At 63.6% G+C, this 18,648-nt stretch carries 15 protein-coding genes; 10 read left to right on the forward strand and 5 right to left on the reverse strand.

The genetic code is table 11. The features are described from left to right. The first annotated feature begins 1 nt into the window (after window position 1). From ACXAF5_RS15895 to ACXAF5_RS15905, 3 genes are all read left to right on the forward strand, one after another. The gene (locus ACXAF5_RS15895) at window positions 2-2,782 is read left to right on the forward strand and encodes a type I secretion system permease/ATPase (protein WP_474947341.1); all 2,781 of its coding nucleotides are present in this window, start codon (window positions 2-4) and stop codon (window positions 2,780-2,782) included. After that, window positions 2,782-4,116: an HlyD family type I secretion periplasmic adaptor subunit gene (locus ACXAF5_RS15900; protein WP_474947342.1), complete on the forward strand. Its 1,335-nt coding sequence runs from the start codon at window positions 2,782-2,784 to the stop codon at window positions 4,114-4,116. Before ACXAF5_RS15895 ends, ACXAF5_RS15900 begins: the two co-directional genes overlap by 1 nt. Window positions 4,117-4,254: 138 nt before the next feature. Further along, window positions 4,255-5,394, forward strand: a complete 1,140-nt coding sequence (locus ACXAF5_RS15905; RefSeq protein ID WP_474947343.1) for a lytic murein transglycosylase — start codon at window positions 4,255-4,257, stop codon at window positions 5,392-5,394. Between the two features lie 88 nt (window positions 5,395-5,482). Here the strand turns inward: ACXAF5_RS15905 and ACXAF5_RS15910 are convergent, their stop codons facing one another. After that, window positions 5,483-6,259 (reverse strand): DeoR/GlpR family DNA-binding transcription regulator, encoded by a 777-nt coding sequence (locus ACXAF5_RS15910; RefSeq protein WP_474947344.1) that lies wholly within the window; start codon window positions 6,257-6,259, stop codon window positions 5,483-5,485. Window positions 6,260-6,428: 169 nt separating this feature from the next. Between ACXAF5_RS15910 and ACXAF5_RS15915 the strand changes: the two genes are divergently transcribed. Genes ACXAF5_RS15915 through ACXAF5_RS15940 form a run of 6 tightly spaced genes read left to right on the forward strand, consistent with a single transcriptional unit; the run spans window position 6,429 to window position 12,201 of the window. Further along, window positions 6,429-7,397 carry an ABC transporter substrate-binding protein gene (locus ACXAF5_RS15915; RefSeq protein ID WP_239366991.1) on the forward strand — a complete coding sequence of 323 codons (969 nt, stop codon included), beginning with the start codon at window positions 6,429-6,431 and terminating at the stop codon, window positions 7,395-7,397. Further along, window positions 7,397-9,100: an ABC transporter permease gene (locus tag ACXAF5_RS15920; RefSeq protein ID WP_474947345.1), complete on the forward strand. Its 1,704-nt coding sequence runs from the start codon at window positions 7,397-7,399 to the stop codon at window positions 9,098-9,100. The genes ACXAF5_RS15915 and ACXAF5_RS15920 overlap by 1 nt, the downstream gene beginning before the upstream one ends. Next, complete coding sequence (locus ACXAF5_RS15925; protein ID WP_474947346.1) at window positions 9,088-10,131, forward strand: ABC transporter ATP-binding protein; 1,044 nt, start codon at window positions 9,088-9,090, stop codon at window positions 10,129-10,131. The genes ACXAF5_RS15920 and ACXAF5_RS15925 overlap by 13 nt, the downstream gene beginning before the upstream one ends. After that, entirely contained in the window at window positions 10,132-11,202 is a 1,071-nt protein-coding gene (locus tag ACXAF5_RS15930) for an MBL fold metallo-hydrolase (protein WP_474947347.1), read from the forward strand. Continuing rightward, on the forward strand, window positions 11,199-11,747 hold the full coding sequence (locus ACXAF5_RS15935; RefSeq protein ID WP_474947348.1) for a histidine phosphatase family protein: 549 nt from the start codon (window positions 11,199-11,201) through the stop codon (window positions 11,745-11,747). The genes ACXAF5_RS15930 and ACXAF5_RS15935 overlap by 4 nt, the downstream gene beginning before the upstream one ends. Further along, a complete protein-coding gene (locus ACXAF5_RS15940; protein WP_474947349.1) occupies window positions 11,737-12,201 on the forward strand; it encodes a phosphatase domain-containing protein in 465 nt (154 codons plus the stop codon). Before ACXAF5_RS15935 ends, ACXAF5_RS15940 begins: the two co-directional genes overlap by 11 nt. Window positions 12,202-12,259: 58 nt before the next feature. On the opposite strand, the gene metH is transcribed toward ACXAF5_RS15940, so the two are convergent. Next, window positions 12,260-14,977 (reverse strand): methionine synthase, encoded by a 2,718-nt coding sequence (gene metH, locus ACXAF5_RS15945; RefSeq protein ID WP_474947350.1) that lies wholly within the window; start codon window positions 14,975-14,977, stop codon window positions 12,260-12,262. Then, a complete protein-coding gene (locus ACXAF5_RS15950) occupies window positions 14,974-16,032 on the reverse strand; it encodes a homocysteine S-methyltransferase family protein (protein WP_474947351.1) in 1,059 nt (352 codons plus the stop codon). The genes metH and ACXAF5_RS15950 overlap by 4 nt, the downstream gene beginning before the upstream one ends. Window positions 16,033-16,293: 261 nt before the next feature. Here ACXAF5_RS15950 and ACXAF5_RS15955 point away from each other — a divergent pair, with 261 nt between their 5' ends. After that, window positions 16,294-16,713 carry a DUF1489 family protein gene (locus ACXAF5_RS15955; RefSeq protein ID WP_474947844.1) on the forward strand — a complete coding sequence of 140 codons (420 nt, stop codon included), beginning with the start codon at window positions 16,294-16,296 and terminating at the stop codon, window positions 16,711-16,713. A gap of 152 nt (window positions 16,714-16,865) precedes the next feature. On the opposite strand, the gene hisG is transcribed toward ACXAF5_RS15955, so the two are convergent. Both hisG and ACXAF5_RS15965 read right to left on the reverse strand, forming a co-directional pair. Next, window positions 16,866-17,558, reverse strand: coding sequence for an ATP phosphoribosyltransferase (gene hisG / locus ACXAF5_RS15960; protein ID WP_239366952.1), 693 nt, complete (start codon window positions 17,556-17,558; stop codon window positions 16,866-16,868). Continuing rightward, entirely contained in the window at window positions 17,555-18,646 is a 1,092-nt protein-coding gene (locus ACXAF5_RS15965; protein ID WP_474947352.1) for an ATP phosphoribosyltransferase regulatory subunit, read from the reverse strand. The genes hisG and ACXAF5_RS15965 overlap by 4 nt, the downstream gene beginning before the upstream one ends. Window positions 18,647-18,648: the final 2 nt, after the last annotated feature.

Below are 18,648 nucleotides of genomic sequence, written 5' to 3' on the forward strand. Positions count from 1 at the left end.
AGTGAAGATTTTCAGAAACAGCGGCGCGGCCGAAGCGAAGGCCTGTGACTCGATGCCCGAAATGCGGGAGTGGCAGGCAAAAGCCACCTCGTCCCTTGTCCAGAGCGGTGGCAGGCCCGTCCCCGCAAGCGACACCTCCGCCCTGGCGCTGAACAGCTCGCCGGTGCCGCCGACCCCGCTCCCGCTGAAGCTTCGGGACACATGGAAGCTGGAAAATCCGCAGGAGCGCGACGCCCCTGAGGACAAGGCAAAAACCGCCCCCTGCCCGCCACCGGCAAAAGGCCCCGGCGCACTGCAGCCGCAGGCCGAGGCCCCACCTGCCGCCGCGGGCGACCCTGTGCCAGAGCCCCTGCGCGATCTGGGCGATGTAGCGCCTGCGGATCTGTCCGACCAGGCGCGAAACTGCGACACGTCAACCGGCACACGCGATGACGATGCTCCGGATGTACCTGTCGATGCGCGCCCCGCGGCGCCCGCCCCAGACCCAAACCCAGATCAAACTGCCACAGGCCCGGACACCGCTCCGCAGCATGCGCCCGAGCCTGTCGCCGGGACTGCCCCCAGCTCCCCCGCTGAAGGTGCGCCCGCACCGGTGGAAACATCCCAGCACGAAACCGTCGCTCCCACGGACAAAACGGCGGACACAGCAGCGGGCTCGGCGCCTGGCACGGCGCCCGCCGACGCAAGCCTCAGCGCGCCACCAGAGGGCGCGCCCCAGGCCGACCCAGCACCCGCACCCGGTACAACAGCACCAGGGCCGGAGACGACGGTCGCGGCCACAGAACCGGACTCCGCGGCCACATCCGCCGTCCCGGACCCCGACACATCTGCGCCGGAAACAGCCCGGCGCGATGAAGAAGCCCGCCGCACCGAGGACGAAGCGCGCATGGATCCGATGGTCAAAGGGTTCGGCACGCCGCCGCTCGAAGCGAGGGCCAACGCGCGCCCCCCCGCAACCAAAGCCGGCGGACCGCAGCCCCCCGCTGGGGGGTCAGGCAACGGTGGCGGCGGCGGCGGTAACGGCGGCGCCCGGTTTCACCGACGGCTGGGTCCGCAGAATTTTGAAAAGAGCCTGCGGGAGGGCATGGTCGCCGTCCGCCGCAACATGGGCTTTGTGATGTTGATGACCTGTGCGACCAATATTCTGGTCCTGGCAATCCCCATCTACCTGTTCCAGATTTCGGACCGCGTTCTGACCAGCCGCTCCGTCGACACGCTGATCATGCTGACACTGGTGATCGCCGCCGCCGTGGTCCTGCAATCGGTCTTTGATGCGGTCCGCCGCTTCATGCTGATGCGCACCGCCGTCGAGGTCGCCGCCAGATTGGGCGCTCCGATCCTGAGCGCGGCGGCGCATGCCTCCTTGCACAGTTCCGGCCGGGAATATCAGGCCCTTGGCGATTTGCAGCAGGTGCGCAGTTTCCTCACATCAGGCACCCTGATGGCCTTCCTCGACGTCCCCTTTGCGCCGCTTTTCATGCTGGCCATCTTTCTCGTGCATCCCCACCTGGGATTTATCGTGATCACGACCGCGGTCGTGCTTCTGGTGATCGCAGTGATCAACCAGAGGCTCACGGCAAAGCCCTTTGCGCAGGCCAACCAGGCCCAGTCACGGGCCAACCTGCATCTCGATTCCATGACCCGCAACAGCCAGATCATCAATGCATTGGCGATGATCCCCGAAGCGGTCACCATATGGGGTCGGGACACAGCCGCTTCACTCACGGCTCAGGTCTGCGCGCAGGACCGCAATGTGATCTCCGCGACCTTCTCGCGCGGAGTGCGACTGCTGACCCAGGTGGGGATGCTCGGCTGGGGGGCCTATCTGGCCATTCAGGGCGAAATCACCGGCGGCATGGTGATCGCCGCCTCCATCATCGCCGGCCGCGCCCTGGCCCCGGTGGAGGGCGCGATCGAAGGCTGGAACGCCTTTCTGCTCTCCCGCTCGGCCTATGGGCGCATTGCCCAGCTGCTGACCCGGTCCGGCTTCCAGTTCGAGCGGCTCTGGCTGCCTCAGCCCGAAGGTCGGCTCGATGTGGAACGGCTGCTCTATGTGCCGGGCGGCACCAAGCAGGTGGTGCTGAACGCCATCAGCTTCTCGCTTGATCCCGGAGACACGCTGGCGGTGATCGGCAATTCGGGCGCCGGCAAGACGACCCTCGGCAAGATGCTTGTGGGATCGATCCTGCCGACCTCAGGCAACGTGCGCCTCGACCTGATGGATTTGCGCAATTGGGACCCGCGCCAGCTGGGCGAAAACATCGGCTACCTGCCGCAGGATGTTCAGCTGTTTCCCGGGTCGATCAAGGACAACATCGCCCGCATGCGCCAGGATGCGACGGATGAGCAAATCCATCGGGCTGCGGTTCTGGCCGATGTGCACGACATGATCGCATCGCTGCCGCAGGGCTATGAAACCATGGTGGCTGCGGATGGTTCTCCTCTGTCGGGGGGACAGAAACAGCGCATCGCGCTGGCCCGGGCCTTCTTTGGAGATCCGCGCCTGTTGGTTCTCGACGAGCCGAATTCCAATCTCGATGTGGCAGGCGACAAGGCCCTGGCCCGCGCCATCGAACACGCCAAACGCAACAAGATCACGGTGGTCGTCATCACGCAGAAACCGACACTGCTGGGCACCGTCGACAAGATCATGCTTCTATCCGGGGGCAACGTGGCCATGATCGGTGCCCGCGACACCGTCCTGAAGCAGCTGGCGGGCTTTCAACAAGGACAGGCGCCCGGTCTCGATAACGGCGCCGCTCCCAACGGGGGACATCAGTGATGACTGACAGCGTCAACATTCAGGAATGGCATCACGAGGTTCCGCGCTCGATCCGCAAGCACGCCATCTTTGGCATTGCCCTGTTCGTGACCGCATTCGGCGGCTTTGGTGCCTGGGCGTTCCGCGCCCCGCTGGCCGCCGCCGTGATCTCGCAGGGGTCGTTTGTCGCCACCGGCCGCAACAAGATCGTTCAGCACCTGGAGGGGGGGATCATCGCCGACATTCTGGTGTCGGAAGGTGATCGCGTGCAGAAGGGCGATGAACTGATCCAACTGAACCAGACGGCGGCGCAGGCGGATCTCCGTGAGCTCGAATTGCGCCGTGCACGCCTGGAAGCCGCCGAAGCCCGTGTCCGCGCCGAGTATCGCGCCGACCGCAATGTCAGTTTTCCGCCCAATCTCTTGCGGCTTGCGTCGGAAAACGCCGAGGTGACCGATCTGCTTGCCGACCAGCGCCTGACCTTCGATTCCGCGCGTCGGCTTCAGGAAAGTGAGCTTGCGATTCTGCACAACGGCATGGACTCGCTGGTGATACGCAGCGAGGGCTATGCGGCGCAGTTGAACGCCTATCGCGAACGCGCCATCAGCCTTGATGAGGAACTCGAAGACAAACAGGAGCTCCTCGACAGTGGCCTGATCCGGCGCCCCGAGTACAATTCGGTTCACCGCGCCGTGCTGGAAACCAACGGCCATATCGCGCGTCTCGAGGCGGAAATCGCCGAAATCGAGCGCGCCCGCCTGAAATTCGAGCTGGAGATCGACAAATTGCGTTCGGATCGGCGCCAGGATGCGCTGGACGAATTGCAGGCGATCCAGGCCGAGCTGGACTCGATCCGGGAGCAATCCCGCAAGGCACAGGATGTGCTGTCGCGCTCCACCGTGATCGCACCGGTGAGTGGCACGGTGGTCCGGATGTATTACCACAGTGCAGGCGGCGTGATCGAAAGCGGCAAGCCGATCGCAGAAATCCTGCCCGCTGATGCGCCCTTGCTGATCGAGGCGCTCATTCCCCGCACCGACATCGACAGTATTACCCTCGGGCAAGCCACCACCATTCGGCTCTCGGCGCTGAACCAACGCACAACCCCGGTGCTGACGGGCCGGGTGCGGTACGTGTCTGCGGACTCGATCACCGACACCTCCGATGGCACCTCCCGCGAGGTCTATGTGGCCCATATCGGCCTCCCCCCGGAAGAGTATGAACGGGCCAGCGCCTTTGTACCGGTGCCGGGGATGCCCGCGGAGGTCATGATCCAGACCGAGGAACGGACGTTCTTTGAATATCTGATCAAACCTGTGCGGGACAGCATGTCCCGTGCCTTCCGCGAGCAATAACAGCCCTGAGGGCGCCGGTGCCCTCAGGCGCATGAGCCGAATTATGCACCACAGGGCGCCCGCGCCGACATTCGCGTGACATCCCCTGCCGCCTGTATGATTGTCTGTCTTCAGGGACAGAAAACAAATAGGTGACACATGTCGATGAACCGGCGCCAATTCGGGGCACTGGCAACCGCTTTCGGCCTGGCAGGCTGCGGCGCAACCGTCGAAACGCAACCGGGTGGACCAAAACCGCTGCCCGATGACCTGCGCCCGGTCCGCAATGCGGATTATGCCAGATGGGTCGCGTCCTTTCAGGAGCGGGCGGCGCGTCAGGGCTTTTCCCAGGACCTTCTGCGCACCGCCTTCAGGGGGACCGGCTACCTGCCGGGCGTGGTCAACCGCGACCGCAACCAGACCGAATTCAAACGCACCCTCGAAGACTACCTGTCCATCGCCGTGTCGGAGGAACGGGTCAGCAAGGGCCGCGCCGCCTATGCCCGTCATCGCGGCACCCTGCGCGCCATCGAGCAGCAATATGGCGTGGAAGCGCACATCATCACCGCCGTCTGGGGGCTTGAGAGCTTTTTCGGGGAACGCCGCGGCGATGTGCCGGTCATCTCCGCAACCTCCACCCTGGCCTACGATGGGCGCCGGGGGGCGTTTTTCGAACGCCAGTTGATCGCGGCCCTGAAAATTCTGCAAGCTGGACACGTGTCGGCCCGCAACCTGACCGGCAGCTGGGCCGGCGCCATGGGGCACACACAGTTCATTCCGACGTCCTTCCTCGCCTTTGCTGTCGATTTCACCGGCGACGGACGCCGCGACATCTGGTCCGAGGACCCCAGCGACGCGCTGGCCTCAACGGCGGCCTATCTCGCGCGCAATGGCTGGCAAAAGGGCCTGCCCTGGGGCGGCGAGGCCGGTCCGGGTGCGCCCCCAGGCACCCGCATCCAGCCGCAAGAGGGCGGCCCCAGCTTCTCCGTTACCGCCAATTTCCGCGCGCTGAAACGCTACAACAACTCTGATGCCTATGCGATCGGCGTGGGGCATCTTGCGGATCGCATCGCAGGAGGCCCGCCGCTCCGGGGCAGCTTCCCGCCGGATCAATACGGGCTGACCAAGGATGACCGCATTGCCCTGCAACGCAAGCTGACAGCCGCCGGGTTCGACACCGGAGGCACAGATGGCGTGATCGGACCCAACACCCGAGACGCGCTGCGTGCCTTTCAGCAGCGCACCGGCATGCCGGTGACGGGCGACCCTTCGCCGGAACTTCTGCGCCAGCTGCCCTGATCCGCTGTTCGGCTCCGGCATCGCGTCTGCCGCCACAACGGCAGGCGCCTTCTGACCAAGCCCGCCCCTGTGACACCGCGGGGTCGGGTCACTCTCCCTCCGCCGCGATGATGCGGCAGCCGGTGGCCGCGCATCTGTCGCGGATGTCGGCGCTGAGCGGGGCGTTGGTCACCACCACCTCATACTCCCAGACATGTCCCATTCTGCACGGCAGATCGCGTCCGAACTTGGCACTGTCGACCACAAGGATCCGCTCCCTCGCGCATTCGGTGATCGATTGTCGCGCCACGATTTCTGCCGCATTGTAATCCAGCACCTCCCCCCCCTCGGAGAGCCCCCCACAGCTGAAGATCGCCTGTTCCATCCGGAAGCGGCTGAAAAACCCGGCACTCGCGGCCCCGATCAGGTCGAGATCCCGCAGGCGCACTGTGCCCCCGGCCAGTTCGACCACCGCGCCCGGGGCATTTTGCAGCGCATGAACCGCGTGAATGCTGTTGGTCGCCACAAACAGGTTCTGGCGGATCGCCAGCATGCGGGCGCATTGCTCGACCGTGGTGCCGGTGCCAAGCGCCACCCGGGCGCCGTCCTTGACCAGGTTCTTCACCACCAGCGCAATCTGCTGCTTTGCCAGCCGCGAGGCACCGACCCGCGGCAGATAGGCGATATTCTCCGATTGTTGGCGCAACCGCACCGCCCCGTTGCGACGCTGCACCAGCGCCGCGGCGTCAAGATCCCTCAAATCAGCGCGAATCGTCTGAACGGACACCCCGAGCTGCGCGGCGAGATCACGTGCCGACAGCTCTTGGTTCTCGGTGAGAAGGGCAATTATGCGATCTCGGCGGATGTTCAGATCATCCCGCTTCATTGGCTTTCCTTCGAAAGTTTATTGACATCCATCGAATCTACTCGCCCGAGGCAATTCTGCCAAGAAAAATTGAGAAGATAAGGAATATTGTCACATTAGGTTTGCATAGCTCCGAAATAAGGCACCCACCGAAACATTTCGTTCGAAAGCCAAAACTTGGGGAACTGCAATGAAATCCATCGTAACCGCCGCAGCCTTTGCCTGCTTTGCCTCCGCCAGCTTTGCCGACACCCTGACGCTCTACACATCCCAGCCCAATGCGGATGCGCAAAAGACCGTTGATGCCTTCATGGCCGCCAATCCCGGCACAGAAGTGGAATGGATCCGGGACGGGACAACCAAACTGATCGCCCGGCTGCGTGCTGAAATCGAAGCCGGCAACCCGCAACCCGACGTGCTTCTGATCGCCGATACCGTGACGCTGGAAGGCATGGCGCAGGAAGGCCTGCTGACCGCCTATAAATCGCCGGAAGCAGACGCCTATGACCCCGCCCTGCACAGCGCCGAGGGATATTATCACTCCACCAAGCTGATCACGACGGGCATCGTCTACAACACCGGTGCCGAAAAAGCGCCGGCCTCCTGGTCGGATCTCAACGACGCGGCCCTCAAGGGGCAGGTTGCCATGCCTTCGCCGCTCTACTCGGGTGCCGCGCTGATCCACCTGGCAACGCTGACCGGTGACGACAAGCTGGGCTGGGACTACTACAGCGATCTGGCCGAGAACGACGCCCGCGCCCAGGGCGGCAACGGCGGCACCTTCAAGGCAGTGGCCGCGGGTGAAAAACCCTACGGCGTGGTGGTGGATTTCCTCGCCATCCGCAACAAGGCCGAAGGCTCGCCGGTCGAATTCGTCTTTCCCGAAGAAGGCGTCTCCTATGTGACGGAGCCGGTGGCCATCATGTCCTCCGCCAAGAATGTCGAGGCCGCGCAGTCCTTTGTGGACTTCGTCCTGAGCGAAGCCGGTCAGGACCTGGTGCTGGACATGGGCTATATCCCCGCCCGGAACGACATGGGCGTGCCGGCAGGCTTCCCCGCGCGCGACACCATCAAGCTGATGGACTTCGACCCGGCAGAAGCGCTGAAAAACGCCGAAGCCAACAAAGAGAAATTCGCAGAGATCTTTGGCGTCAACTAATGCAGCCGAACAAGACCCATGGAAGCAGCCGATCCGAGGATCGGCTGCTTTACGTCGCTTTGCTGATCGCCATCACGGTCACCCTCGCCCCGGTGCTGCGACTGTTTGCCGAAGGCATCACGGTGGACGGGCGTGCCAGCCTTGCACTCGTGTCCGAGATCTGGGCACGGGACAATACCCAGACGGCACTGCTCCATTCGCTGGTGACCGCGGGCCTTGGCACGTTGGTGTCGGTGGTCATCGGCAGCCTGTTTGCCTTTCTGGTGGCGCTTACGGACCTGCGGGCAAAGGCGACGCTGGTGTTCTGCCTGATGATCCCGATGATGATCCCGCCGCAGATCACCGCCCTGTCCTGGACCCAGATCATGGGACCGTCCTCGGTTCTGCTCAAGACCTTGGGCATTGCGCCACCTCTGGGCGCACCGCAACCGCTCTACTCCCCTGCCGGGATCATCACGCTGCTGGGCATCCAGCATACGTCGATCGTGTTCCTGACCCTGCGTGCCGGGCTGCGCTCCATTCCGCAGGAAGCCGTCGAAGCCGCCCGCATCAGCGGTGCGCGGGGGCTGCGCCTGTGGCGGCAGATCATCCTGCCCTTGTGCCTGCCCAGCCTTGCCGCAGGCACCGCGATTACATTCGTGACCGCGCTTGGCAATTTCGGCATTCCCGCGATGCTGGGCATTCCAGCCGGGTATTCCACCCTGCCCACACTGATCTATCAGAAACTCGCCGGCCTCGGCACATCTGTCCTGGCCGAGGTCGCCGCCCTGGCGATGCTGATCGGCCTTGTCGCGATCTGCGGCATCCTGCTGCACCGGTTCTTTCGCTCGCGCCAGACCGTGCATCTGGTGGGGTCCGCCAGCCGGCCTCTTGCCATTCCCCTGGGCCGCGCGCGGCTGCCGATCGAGGCGGCCCTGTGGCTGTTTGTCTGCGCCATCCTGGTGCTGCCGATGTCGGGCCTGCTGGCGACCTCGCTGGTGCCTGCCTATGGCGTGCCGCTGAGCCTGGACACCCTGACGCTGTCCTCCTGGGGAGAAGTCCTGTTCCGCCAGCCGGTCACCTCCCGTGCCTTTGTCAATTCCTTTGCGCTGTCGCTCGGCGCGGCGCTTGTCCTGATGGCACTCTGCCTGCCGCTGGCCTGGATGATGGAGCGGCGCCCCTCGCGACTGGGGCGCATCTTTGACAGTCTTGTCGACCTGCCCTACGCCCTGCCCGGTGTCGTACTGGCGATCGCCATGATCCTTCTGTTGATCAAGCTCCCCTTCACCGAGGCCACGCTCTACGGCACCATCTGGATCATTTTCCTTGCCTATTTGGCGCGATTCATGACGGTGATGTTCCGCCCCATTCAGGCCAGTTTCCGCCAGCTTGATCCCGCGATGAACGAAGCGGCGCAATCGGTCGGCGCAACGCTCTGGCAGCGCCTGCGCTCCATCATCCTGCCCCTGTCCGCACCCTCTGCGGCGGCAGGTGCAATCCTGGTCTTTCTCACCGCCTTCAATGAACTGACGGTTTCCGCGCTTCTGTGGTCTTCGGGAACCGAAACGCTGGGGGTGATGATCTTCAATCTCGATGACAGTGGCGAGACCGTCATGGCCTCGGCCCTCGCCATGACAATTGTCCTGGTGGTGATGGTGTTGATGGGCGTTGTCCAGCTCGCCTCCCGCCGCCTGCCCAAAGGAGTCGTCCCATGGCAGACATAACGCTGACCTCAGTCGAAAAACGCTTTGACGGTGTCCCGGCGCTCGCCTCGATCACCGCCTCGATCACGGATGGAGAGTTCGTCGCCCTGCTGGGGCCCTCGGGCTGCGGCAAGTCCACGTTGTTGCGGCTGCTGGCGGGGTTTGAGCATCCCGACGCAGGTGCGATCTCGATTGGCACAACCGAGGTGTCAAATGCGCAGACCCATCATTCCCTGCCGCCCGAAGCCCGCAACATCGGCTTTGTGTTCCAGTCCTACGCCCTCTGGCCCCATATGACCGTGCGGCGCAACGTCTCCTACCCTCTGGAGGTGCGCGGCGCGTCCAGAGCGGATCGCAACCGGGAGACCGATGCAGCCCTTGCGGCCACCGGGTTGACGTCCTTTGGTGATCGCATGCCGGCGGAACTCTCCGGCGGCCAACGACAGCGTGTGGCGCTGGCCCGCTGCCTGGTTTCCGCCCCGGACGCGGTGCTGCTCGACGAGCCGTTGGCGAACCTCGATGTGGCGCTACGGGCGTCCATGCAGGACGTATTCTGCGACTTTCACCGCCGCACGGGCGCGACAATGGTCTACGTGACCCATGACCAGTCCGAGGCCATGGCCATGGCGGATCGGATTGCGGTGATGTCCGACGGCCGCATTGCCCAGTTCGACACGCCCGAGGCGCTCTACAAGCGCCCGCGCAGCCGCTTTGTCGCAGGCTTTGTCGGCGAAGGCACGGTTCTGCCGATCGACGACATCGCGCACTCGGGCCCCCGGACCGTGGCGCATCTGCTCGGGGCGCGGGTGGCTGTCGAAACCGATACCGACCGGCCGAACCTGATCTGCCTGCGCCCGGAGAATATCACCCTCTCCGAAACAGGTGACCTGCGGTCCCGCGTGACCCGCAGCACCTATCTGGGCGGTCGCTACCGGCTCAACCTGGAAACACCGGATGGTGCCCAGCTGCTCGCGGAAAGCCGCGAACGATATGCCGAAGGGGCGCAACTTGGGGTGTCACTGCGCAGCCCCTGGGCGTTTTTGGAGGCATAAATGAACGAAGTCAAAGTCCTGTCGGGGATCGGCGACAAAGGCCCCGCCTGCATGCGATTGACGGTCGGGGGCAAGGTCTGGCTGCTGGATTGTGGGCACGGTCCGGAGGCCAACGCACATTTTGATCCGGCCTGGCTGGAGGGCGCGGATGCGGTCTTCATCACGCATGACCATATCGATCACATCGGCGGTGCCGCCTATGCGGTCGAAGCCAACCTGCCGATCTACACCACGATGCAGACGGCCAAGGCGCTGCCGCCCGCCGCCGAAGTCCGCCCGCTGCCCGAACGGGGCGTGACCGAGATCGACGGCATCCGCCTGACCACCGGCCGCAACGGGCATGCACTCGGTGGCGTCTGGATGCATTTCGATATTGGCGATGGCCTGTTCTACTCTGGCGACTGGTCGGAGGAATCCCATTGGTTTGCCTTTGACAGCCCACCACCCGCCGCAACCGCGATACTGGATTGCTCCTATCATCTGGACCCGATCACCCAGGTGGAGCGCTTTGCGGCACTCGATGCGCTGATCGACCGCCTGCCCGGACAGATCCTGCTCCCGGTGCCGCCCTCCGGTCGCGCCGGTGAAATCGCCCTGCATCTGGTTGATCGCTTTGGTCTGGAGGCGGTGGTGCTGGACCCTGAATGCCGCACTGCCCTGCGTTCCGCGCTGGCCAGTGATGGCCTCAGCCCACGCGCGCAGGCCATCGCCCCGCTGTTGCACGCAAGCGATCACGACTACGGGCGCTTCCTGATCTGCGACACTCCGAATGCGGATGGTGGTGCAGCCTGGGGATATGCGCGGGCCTGGCGCGAAAGCGGGCGCCTGGGACAGGATGCGCATGTGGTGTTTACCGGGCATATGACCGCACATGCGCGTGGCATCTGTTCGGTGCCCGGCGGGCACTTCCAACGATGGAATGTACATCCGCCCTTTGGGGATCAGATCAAGATGCTCCAGCGCCTCAAGGCGAAACGCTTCGCCCCGGCCTTCTGCCCCCGCCCCGAAGAGTATCTGATCGAGGACGGTCTTGGAGCAGAGATTTTTATGCATGAAAGCATCGCGCTATGACCAACCGGCTGCCGCAGAAATCGCTCTGCCTGATCCGCCATGGAGAGACCAGCGCAAACCGGGACGGGATAATCGCCGGGCGTCTGGATGTCCCTCTGACAGACACCGGCCGGAGGCAGGCCCGGGATTTGCGTCTGGTGACCTGGGACACGCCGATTGCGGTGTTTTCCAGCCCGATGGCCCGGGCGCAGGAAACCTGCCGTCTGGGCTTCCCCGATCAGGCGTTCGTGGTGAACGCCGATTTGCGGGAACGCGACTGGGGCGTTTTTGAAGGACGACCGCTGTCCAAACAGCCGCCACGGGACTCTCATCCCCCACAAGGGGAACGCTGGCCAGACATGATCGACCGCGTTGCAACGGCGATCGCCACCTGCTGCGCCGAGGCCGAGGACCGACTGCCCGTCATTGTCTGCCATTCCGGCGTCATCCGGGCCCTGCGCATTCTATTGGGCCAGGGATCACACTCCCCTCGCCCCGCCAACGCCATTCCCATCCATTTCACATGGACCGGCACTGCCCATCAGGAGATCCAACATGCCAGCTGACCCCGCAACCCCTTGTGTCGTTTTTGATGTGGACGGGACCCTTGCAACCTTTGATGCAGCGACCCTCGGCCCGCTCGTACACGGTGACGTAAAGGACTGGGATCGCTTTCACGCGGCGATGGCAGATGCCGCGGTGATCGCACCTGTGGGACACCTCCTACGACGCCTGAAACAGGCTGGAGAAACCATTGTGATCTGCTCCGGGCGGCCAGAGGGATGGTCGACCGAAACCGAAGGCTGGCTGACGCGGAACGACCTGGATTTCGACGCGATCTATCTGCGACCGAAGGCGCAAGATGCGGCCAGTGACCCGGAGGTAAAACGTCACCTGCTCGCCCGGATGCGCGCCGACGGGTATGAACCCTGGATCGTTATCGATGACCGCCGGTCGGTCGTCGACACCTGGCGCGAAGCAGGGCTGATCTGCCTGCAATGTGCGCCGGGCGAATTCTAGGATCGCAGCTCTACCGGTCTGGAGGCATCGGCGGCGCGCACTGCGCCGCCTGCCATTGCTATTCGGCAGCGATCCCCGCCGTGGCAGTCGGTCGGTAGTTCAGCACAGGTGCGAGCCAGCGCTCGACCTCGGAGACCTCCATGCCCTTTCGATCCGCGTAGTCCACAACCTGATCGCGCTCGACCTTGGCGACGCCAAAGTAATAGGCGTCGGGATGCCCGATATAGAGGCCGGACACCGAAGAGCCCGGCCACATCGCCATGCTCTCGGTCAGCGTGACGCCGGTGTTGGCCTCCGCCTCCAGCAGCTCAAAGAGCCTGCGCTTTTCGGTGTGGTCAGGCTGGGCCGGGTAGCCCGGTGCCGGACGGATGCCATCATAAGGCTCGGCAATCAGCTCCTGCGGGCCGAAACTCTCGTCCGGTGCATAGCCCCAATGATCGCGCCGCACCTGCTGGTGCAGCATCTCGGCCATGGCCTCGGCAAACCGGTCGGCCAGCGCCTTGACCATGATCGCGCCATAGTCGTCTCCCGCCTTCTCGAACCGCTCCGCGATGGCGATTTCCTCGGGGCCCGCCGTCACCACGAAGCCGCCAACCCAATCCGGCACCCCTTCGGGCGCTACAAAATCACTCAGCGCCAGATTGGGGCTGTCCTTGCGCTTGGAGGTCTGCTGACGCAGCGTGTGCAAGGTCGCAAGCGGAGCGGAACGATCCTTGTCCGCAAACAGCCGAATGTCATCTCCGATGGAATTTGCGGGCCAGAACCCGATGACGGCACGCGGCGCGAACCATTTTTCATCAATGATCCGGGCCAGCATCTCCTGCGCATCGGCAAAGAGGCTGCGCGCCGCCTCGCCGTATTTCTCGTGATCCAGAATGCGTGGATAGACGCCTTTCAGCTCCCAGGTCTGGAAGAACGGCGTCCAATCAATGAACCGCGCAATCTCTGCCAGATCCCATCCGTCGATCACCTTGGCACCGGTAAAGCTGGGCTCGGTGGCGGTATAGCTGCCCCAGTCCACCTGAAACGCATTTGCGCGCGCCGCCGCCAGCGGCAACCTCTGCTTGGCCCGCTCGGCGCGTTCGTGTCGTTCGGCCACTTCGGAATACTCGGCGCGTATGCCCTCGATATAGGGCTGTTTCTGCGTCTTGCTCAGGAGCGCGGACACCACGCCCACCGCCCGGCTGGCGTCGGTGACATAGATCGCCTGGCTCTTGTTGTAGGCGGGCGCGATCTTCACCGCGGTATGCACCTTGGAGGTGGTGGCACCACCAATCAACAAGGGCACGTCGAAATCCTCGCGCTCCAGTTCGCTGGCCAGATGCACCATCTCATCCAGCGACGGGGTGATCAGACCGGACAGGCCGATGATGTCGACGTCCTGCGCGCGCGCCTCTTCGAGGATCTTCTGCGGCGGGACCATCACGCCCAAGTCGATGATTTCGTAATTGTTGCAGGCCAGAACGACGCCGACGATGTTCTTGCCGATGTCGTGCACATCGCCCTTTACCGTGGCCATCAGGACGCGCCCGGCGCTTTCGCGCTGACCCTCCTTCTCGGCCTCCATGTAGGGCAGCAGCACCGCAACCGCCTGCTTCATCACCCGCGCAGATTTCACCACCTGCGGCAGGAACATCTTACCATCGCCGAACAGGTCGCCGACCACATTCATGCCCGCCATCAGCGGCCCCTCGATCACGTCGAGCGGTTTGTCCGCAGCCAGTCGCGCCGCCTCGGTGTCCTCTTCGACAAACTCGGTGATCCCGTTCACCAGCGCGTGCTCCAACCGTTGCTCCACTGGCCACTCGCGCCACGCCAGATCGCGTTTTTTCTCTTCGCGCCCAGCGCCCCGATACCGTTCGGCAATATCCAGCAGGTTTTCGGTCGCAGTGGCCCCGTTCTCCGGAACCCGGTTCAGGACCACGTCCTCGCAAGCGTCGCGCAGCTCCGGATCGATCTGATCGTAGACCGCCAGTTGCCCGGCGTTGACGATCCCCATATCCATGCCGGCCTTGATCGCGTGATACAGAAACACCGCATGCATCGCCTCGCGCACCGGTTCATTGCCGCGGAAACTGAACGACAGGTTCGACACCCCGCCAGAAACGTGACAATGCGGCAGGTTCGCCCGGATCCAGCGTGTCGCCTCGATGAAATCGACGCCGTAGTTGTCATGCTCCTCGATCCCCGTCGCCACCGCGAACACATTGGGATCAAAGATGATGTCTTCGGGCGGAAAGCCGACCTCCTCGGTCAGGATCCGATAGGCGCGGGCACAGATCTCCGTCTTGCGCGCGAAGGTATCCGCCTGCCCGCTCTCGTCAAAGGCCATGACGACAACCGCCGCCCCATATGCCAGACACAGGCCGGCGTGGTGGCGAAACGCCTCCTCGCCCTCCTTGAGGCTGATGGAGTTCACCACCGATTTGCCCTGCACACATTGCAGACCGGCCTCGATCACCTCCCATTTGGAGCTGTCGATCATCACCGGGACCCGGGCGATGTCCGGCTCTGCCGCGACGAGATTGAGGAACTCCACCATCGCCTGTTTTGAATCGATCAGGCCCTCGTCCATGTTGACGTCGATGATCTGGGCGCCGTTCTCCACCTGGTCCCGCGCAACATCAAGCGCCGTGGCATAATCGCGGTTGGTGATCAGCTTGCGAAACTTGGCCGAGCCGGTGACATTTGTGCGTTCTCCCACATTCACGAAGGGAATATCGCGTGTGAGAACAAAGGGTTCCAGCCCCGACAGGCGCAGCAGAGGTTCGGTCATTGCGTGTCTCCCTTCACCGTGCGCGGGGGATATTTCGCCACATGGTCGGCAATGGCACGTATGTGGTCCGGCGTGGTGCCGCAGCAGCCGCCCGCCACGTTGATCAACCCCTCGCGCGCAAAGACCTCGACCAGCGCGGCGGTCTCATCCGGGGTTTCGTCATATTGCCCAAAGGCATTGGGCAGGCCCGCATTCGGATAGGCACAGATCCGAGACTCCGCGACACCGGCAAGCTCTGCCAGATGCGGGCGCATGGCATCCGCGCCGAGCGCGCAGTTCAGCCCCACCGTAAAGGGCCGCGCGTGCTGCACCGAATGCCAGAACGCGGTGGGCGTCTGCCCGGAGAGCGTGCGCCCCGAGGCATCCGTGATGGTGCCGGAAATCATGATCGGCAGCCGTTTGCCCAGCTTTGCAAAGCTTTCGAAGGCGGCAAAGATCGCCGCCTTGGCGTTGAGCGTATCAAAGATGGTCTCGATCAGGATGAGGTCCGATCCGCCTGCGATCAGCCCGTCGATCTGCTGGCCATAGGCCAAGCGCAGGTCGTCGAAACTCACCGCGCGATAGCCGGGATCGTTCACGTCCGGGCTGATCGACGCGGTGCGGTTGGTGGGCCCCACGGCCCCGGCGACATAGCGCGGTCGCCCGTCGATCACCTCTGCCCGGTCCGCCGCACGCCGCGCCACCTGCGCCCCGGCCACATTGAGGTCGTGCACAGCGCTCTCCAGCCCGTAATCCGCCTGCGCGATGGTGGTGGAGGAAAAAGTGTTGGTCTCCAGGATGTCGGCACCAGCAAGTGCGAACTCCAGCTGGATGTCCTCCACCGCCTGTGGCTGCGTCAGCACCAGCAGGTCGTTGTTGCCCTTTTGCGGATGATCCGAGGGATGGTGACGGCACCCGGGCCCATGGATATGTCCGCCGCCGGTAAAATCCTCTTCGGTCATGTTCAGGGTCTGGATCATCGTCCCCATCGCGCCGTCCAGAATGAGTATCCTGTCGCGCGCGGCGGCGGCAATGGCTTTGAAACTGTCCGAGGTCGAGAGAGAAAAGTTGATCATACCGGTCCTGTCATATTGCGCGCCCTTGGTACTGAAGACGCTCAACTCAAATCAACCTCATTATATTACACACAAACATGACCATTATTCATGTTCATGCTGTGTCTATGGGTTCCGGTGATTGGGTTGACAGTCACCAAGCCCGCCGGATGCCGACGGTACAGCGGCGCAGGTCCAGCGGTCCTTGTCGCCAGCATCTGACAGGCTACAATAGCCATCCCAAACGCGGAACGAAGGTGGGAGCATTCAGTGACCAAGCATATGAACCTCGTGAAGCTCTCTGTTGGTTCCGAGAGCGTCGAGGACCTGATCGGCTGGCAAGCGATCTATGCCAAACGCTGGCAAGACGGGCTGCCGCGCCATGTGACCCGCATGTGGCCCAAACGGGAGCCCGAAATCCTGAACGGCGGGTCAATCTATTGGGTCATCAAAGGGTTGATCCAATGCCGCCAACGCATTCTGCGCATGGACGAAGTCTATGGCGACGACGAAATCCGGCGGTGTGCGATCGTCCTTGAGCCAGAAGTCCACCGGACACATACCGCGCCCAAACGCCCCTTTCAGGGCTGGCGCTATCTGAAGCCCGAGGACACGCCGGCAGACCTGCCCGAAGGGCGCGAAAGCGAAGAGGCCCTGCCCACCGAACTGTCTCAAGCCCTGGCTGAAATCGGCGTGATCTGACGCGGGTGGGCCCGAGGCTTCCAGCCGTTCCCCAATTTACGGCCCCGCCCCCAGGCAGGCACCCTGCCCCAGCAACAAGAAAAGGGCCGCGATCCCCGCGGCCCCTCTGGCAACACAAACAGCCCGGCGCGCAGGATGCGCGCCTCGCCCCGTTAGCTGTCGATCTTGGCCAACAGAGCCTTGAGCGCTGCCTTTTCCTCAGACGTGCATTTCGCCACCCGGCTGCGCCACAGGGTTGCCTGGCTGCGCAGCACCAGGCCATCCGACAGGATTTTCAGGTGATTGGCGCGCAGGGTCTCTCCGGTGGAGGTAATATCGGCCACCATTTCGGCGGTCTCGTTTTTCACCGTGCCTTCGGTTGCGCCCTGACTGTCGATCAGCTGGTAATCCGCAACGCCCGCATCCGCGAGGAACTCACGAATGAGACGGTGATATTTTGTTGCGATCCGCAATCTGTGGCCATGGGTACGTCGGAACGCAGCGGCGACGGCGTCGAGATCTTCGAGCGTGTCCACGTCGATCCAGAACTGCGGCACCGCGAGGATCAGGTCGGCCTCGCCAAAACCCATCGGCTCCAGCTCTTCCACCTGTTGCTCCCAACGCGGCAGTTTTTCATGCACCAAATCGGTGCCGGTCACGCCTAGGTGAATGCGGCCCGCCGCCAGTTCACGCGGAATTTCTCCGGCCGACAGCAGAACCAGATCCACCCCTTCGACGCCCTCAACCGCACCTGCGTATTCGCGATCAGATCCGGTGCGCGACAGGGTGATGCCGCGTTTTGCAAACCAGTCGAAGGTCTTCTCCATCAGCCGCCCCTTGGACGGCACGCCCAGCTTGATGCTCATGACTGTGCCTCCCCTTCGAGCGTCAGGATCAGGTCAGGGCGGATCACACCGCCGACCGCGGGAATTTCATCACCCTGCCCCAGATAACGTGTCAGCGCGTCGTACCGCCCGCCCGTTGCGATGGGGGGCAGGTCCGGACGGCGTTCGGCGTAAAAGCCAAACACAAAGCCGTCGTAGTACTCCATGGAGGTGCGCCCATACGAAGCCTCAAAGTCGAGCTGATCAATCGCGATCCCGCGCGCCTTCATCGCGGATGTACGGGCCTCCAGCCGATCAAGGGCCGGCAGGATCGCCGGCAGATCGACCGCAATGTCGCGCATCTGTTCCAGCGCATAAGGCACCGTTTCGCGCACTGCCAGCAAGGCCTCCAGCGCTTCCATCTCATGTTCAGAGATCGGCGGCGCCGCCGCATCCGCCCGCAGGGTGTCAATCCGCGCGTCAATCTCGGCAGCCCGGCGTTTGCCGATCTCCGGTGCGGTGCCGGTCAGCGGGCCTGTGGTCGACAGCAGTTTCTTGCGGCTCTCGGACATGGGGGTACGCCCCGCAAAGCGATCCAAGAGCGCGCGGAACCGGCGTGGACGCCAGATATGCCGCCGCAGGGCCGCTTTGCGCACCTCCGTGGTGTTGAGCCCCTCGACCGCAGCCAGGAGGATCCCAATGTCGCCGGTTGCCACACGCAATTCCAATCCGCGCAATTGCAGTTGAAACAGCGCAAAGACCTCGGCATCCGCGTCCGCTGGGTCGGTGCGGTCAAAGACCTCATAGCCGACCTGCACAAATTCATTGGCGCGGTCCGGGTCGTGTTCCTGGCGACGAAACACCTGCCCCGCATAGGTATAGCGCGCAGGTTCCGCACCGCCCTTCATGTGCATCTGCACCATTGGCAGGGTGAAATCCGGGCGCAGCATCTGCTCGCCCCGCAGCGCGTCAGAGGTCACATAGGCGCGCGCACGGATATCCTCGCCATAGAGATCCAGCAGGATATCAGCAGGTTGCAACAGCGGCGGGTCGACGACAACGCCGCCCGCCACTTCAAAGCGCTGACGCAACAGCGCCGCGCGGGCTTCGATCTGGGAACGGTTGGGCATGG

This window comes from Epibacterium sp. ABV4_022 (genome assembly GCF_056159345.1).

Excerpts from the sequence above, each read along its gene's own strand:
- ACXAF5_RS15900 (WP_474947342.1), top strand. The coding sequence starts at position 2,782 with ATGACTGACAGCGTCAACATTCAGGAATGGCATCACGAGGTTCCGCGC.
- ACXAF5_RS15905 (WP_474947343.1), top strand. The coding sequence starts at position 4,255 with ATGTCGATGAACCGGCGCCAATTCGGGGCACTGGCAACCGCTTTCGGC.
- ACXAF5_RS15910 (WP_474947344.1), bottom strand. The coding sequence starts at position 6,259 with ATGAAGCGGGATGATCTGAACATCCGCCGAGATCGCATAATTGCCCTT.
- ACXAF5_RS15915 (WP_239366991.1), top strand. The coding sequence starts at position 6,429 with ATGAAATCCATCGTAACCGCCGCAGCCTTTGCCTGCTTTGCCTCCGCC.
- ACXAF5_RS15920 (WP_474947345.1), top strand. The coding sequence starts at position 7,397 with ATGCAGCCGAACAAGACCCATGGAAGCAGCCGATCCGAGGATCGGCTG.
- ACXAF5_RS15925 (WP_474947346.1), top strand. The coding sequence starts at position 9,088 with ATGGCAGACATAACGCTGACCTCAGTCGAAAAACGCTTTGACGGTGTC.
- ACXAF5_RS15930 (WP_474947347.1), top strand. The coding sequence starts at position 10,132 with ATGAACGAAGTCAAAGTCCTGTCGGGGATCGGCGACAAAGGCCCCGCC.
- ACXAF5_RS15935 (WP_474947348.1), top strand. The coding sequence starts at position 11,199 with ATGACCAACCGGCTGCCGCAGAAATCGCTCTGCCTGATCCGCCATGGA.
- ACXAF5_RS15940 (WP_474947349.1), top strand. The coding sequence starts at position 11,737 with ATGCCAGCTGACCCCGCAACCCCTTGTGTCGTTTTTGATGTGGACGGG.
- metH (WP_474947350.1), bottom strand. The coding sequence starts at position 14,977 with ATGACCGAACCTCTGCTGCGCCTGTCGGGGCTGGAACCCTTTGTTCTC.
- ACXAF5_RS15950 (WP_474947351.1), bottom strand. The coding sequence starts at position 16,032 with ATGATCAACTTTTCTCTCTCGACCTCGGACAGTTTCAAAGCCATTGCC.
- ACXAF5_RS15955 (WP_474947844.1), top strand. The coding sequence starts at position 16,294 with ATGAACCTCGTGAAGCTCTCTGTTGGTTCCGAGAGCGTCGAGGACCTG.
- hisG (WP_239366952.1), bottom strand. The coding sequence starts at position 17,558 with ATGAGCATCAAGCTGGGCGTGCCGTCCAAGGGGCGGCTGATGGAGAAG.
- ACXAF5_RS15965 (WP_474947352.1), bottom strand. The coding sequence starts at position 18,646 with ATGCCCAACCGTTCCCAGATCGAAGCCCGCGCGGCGCTGTTGCGTCAG.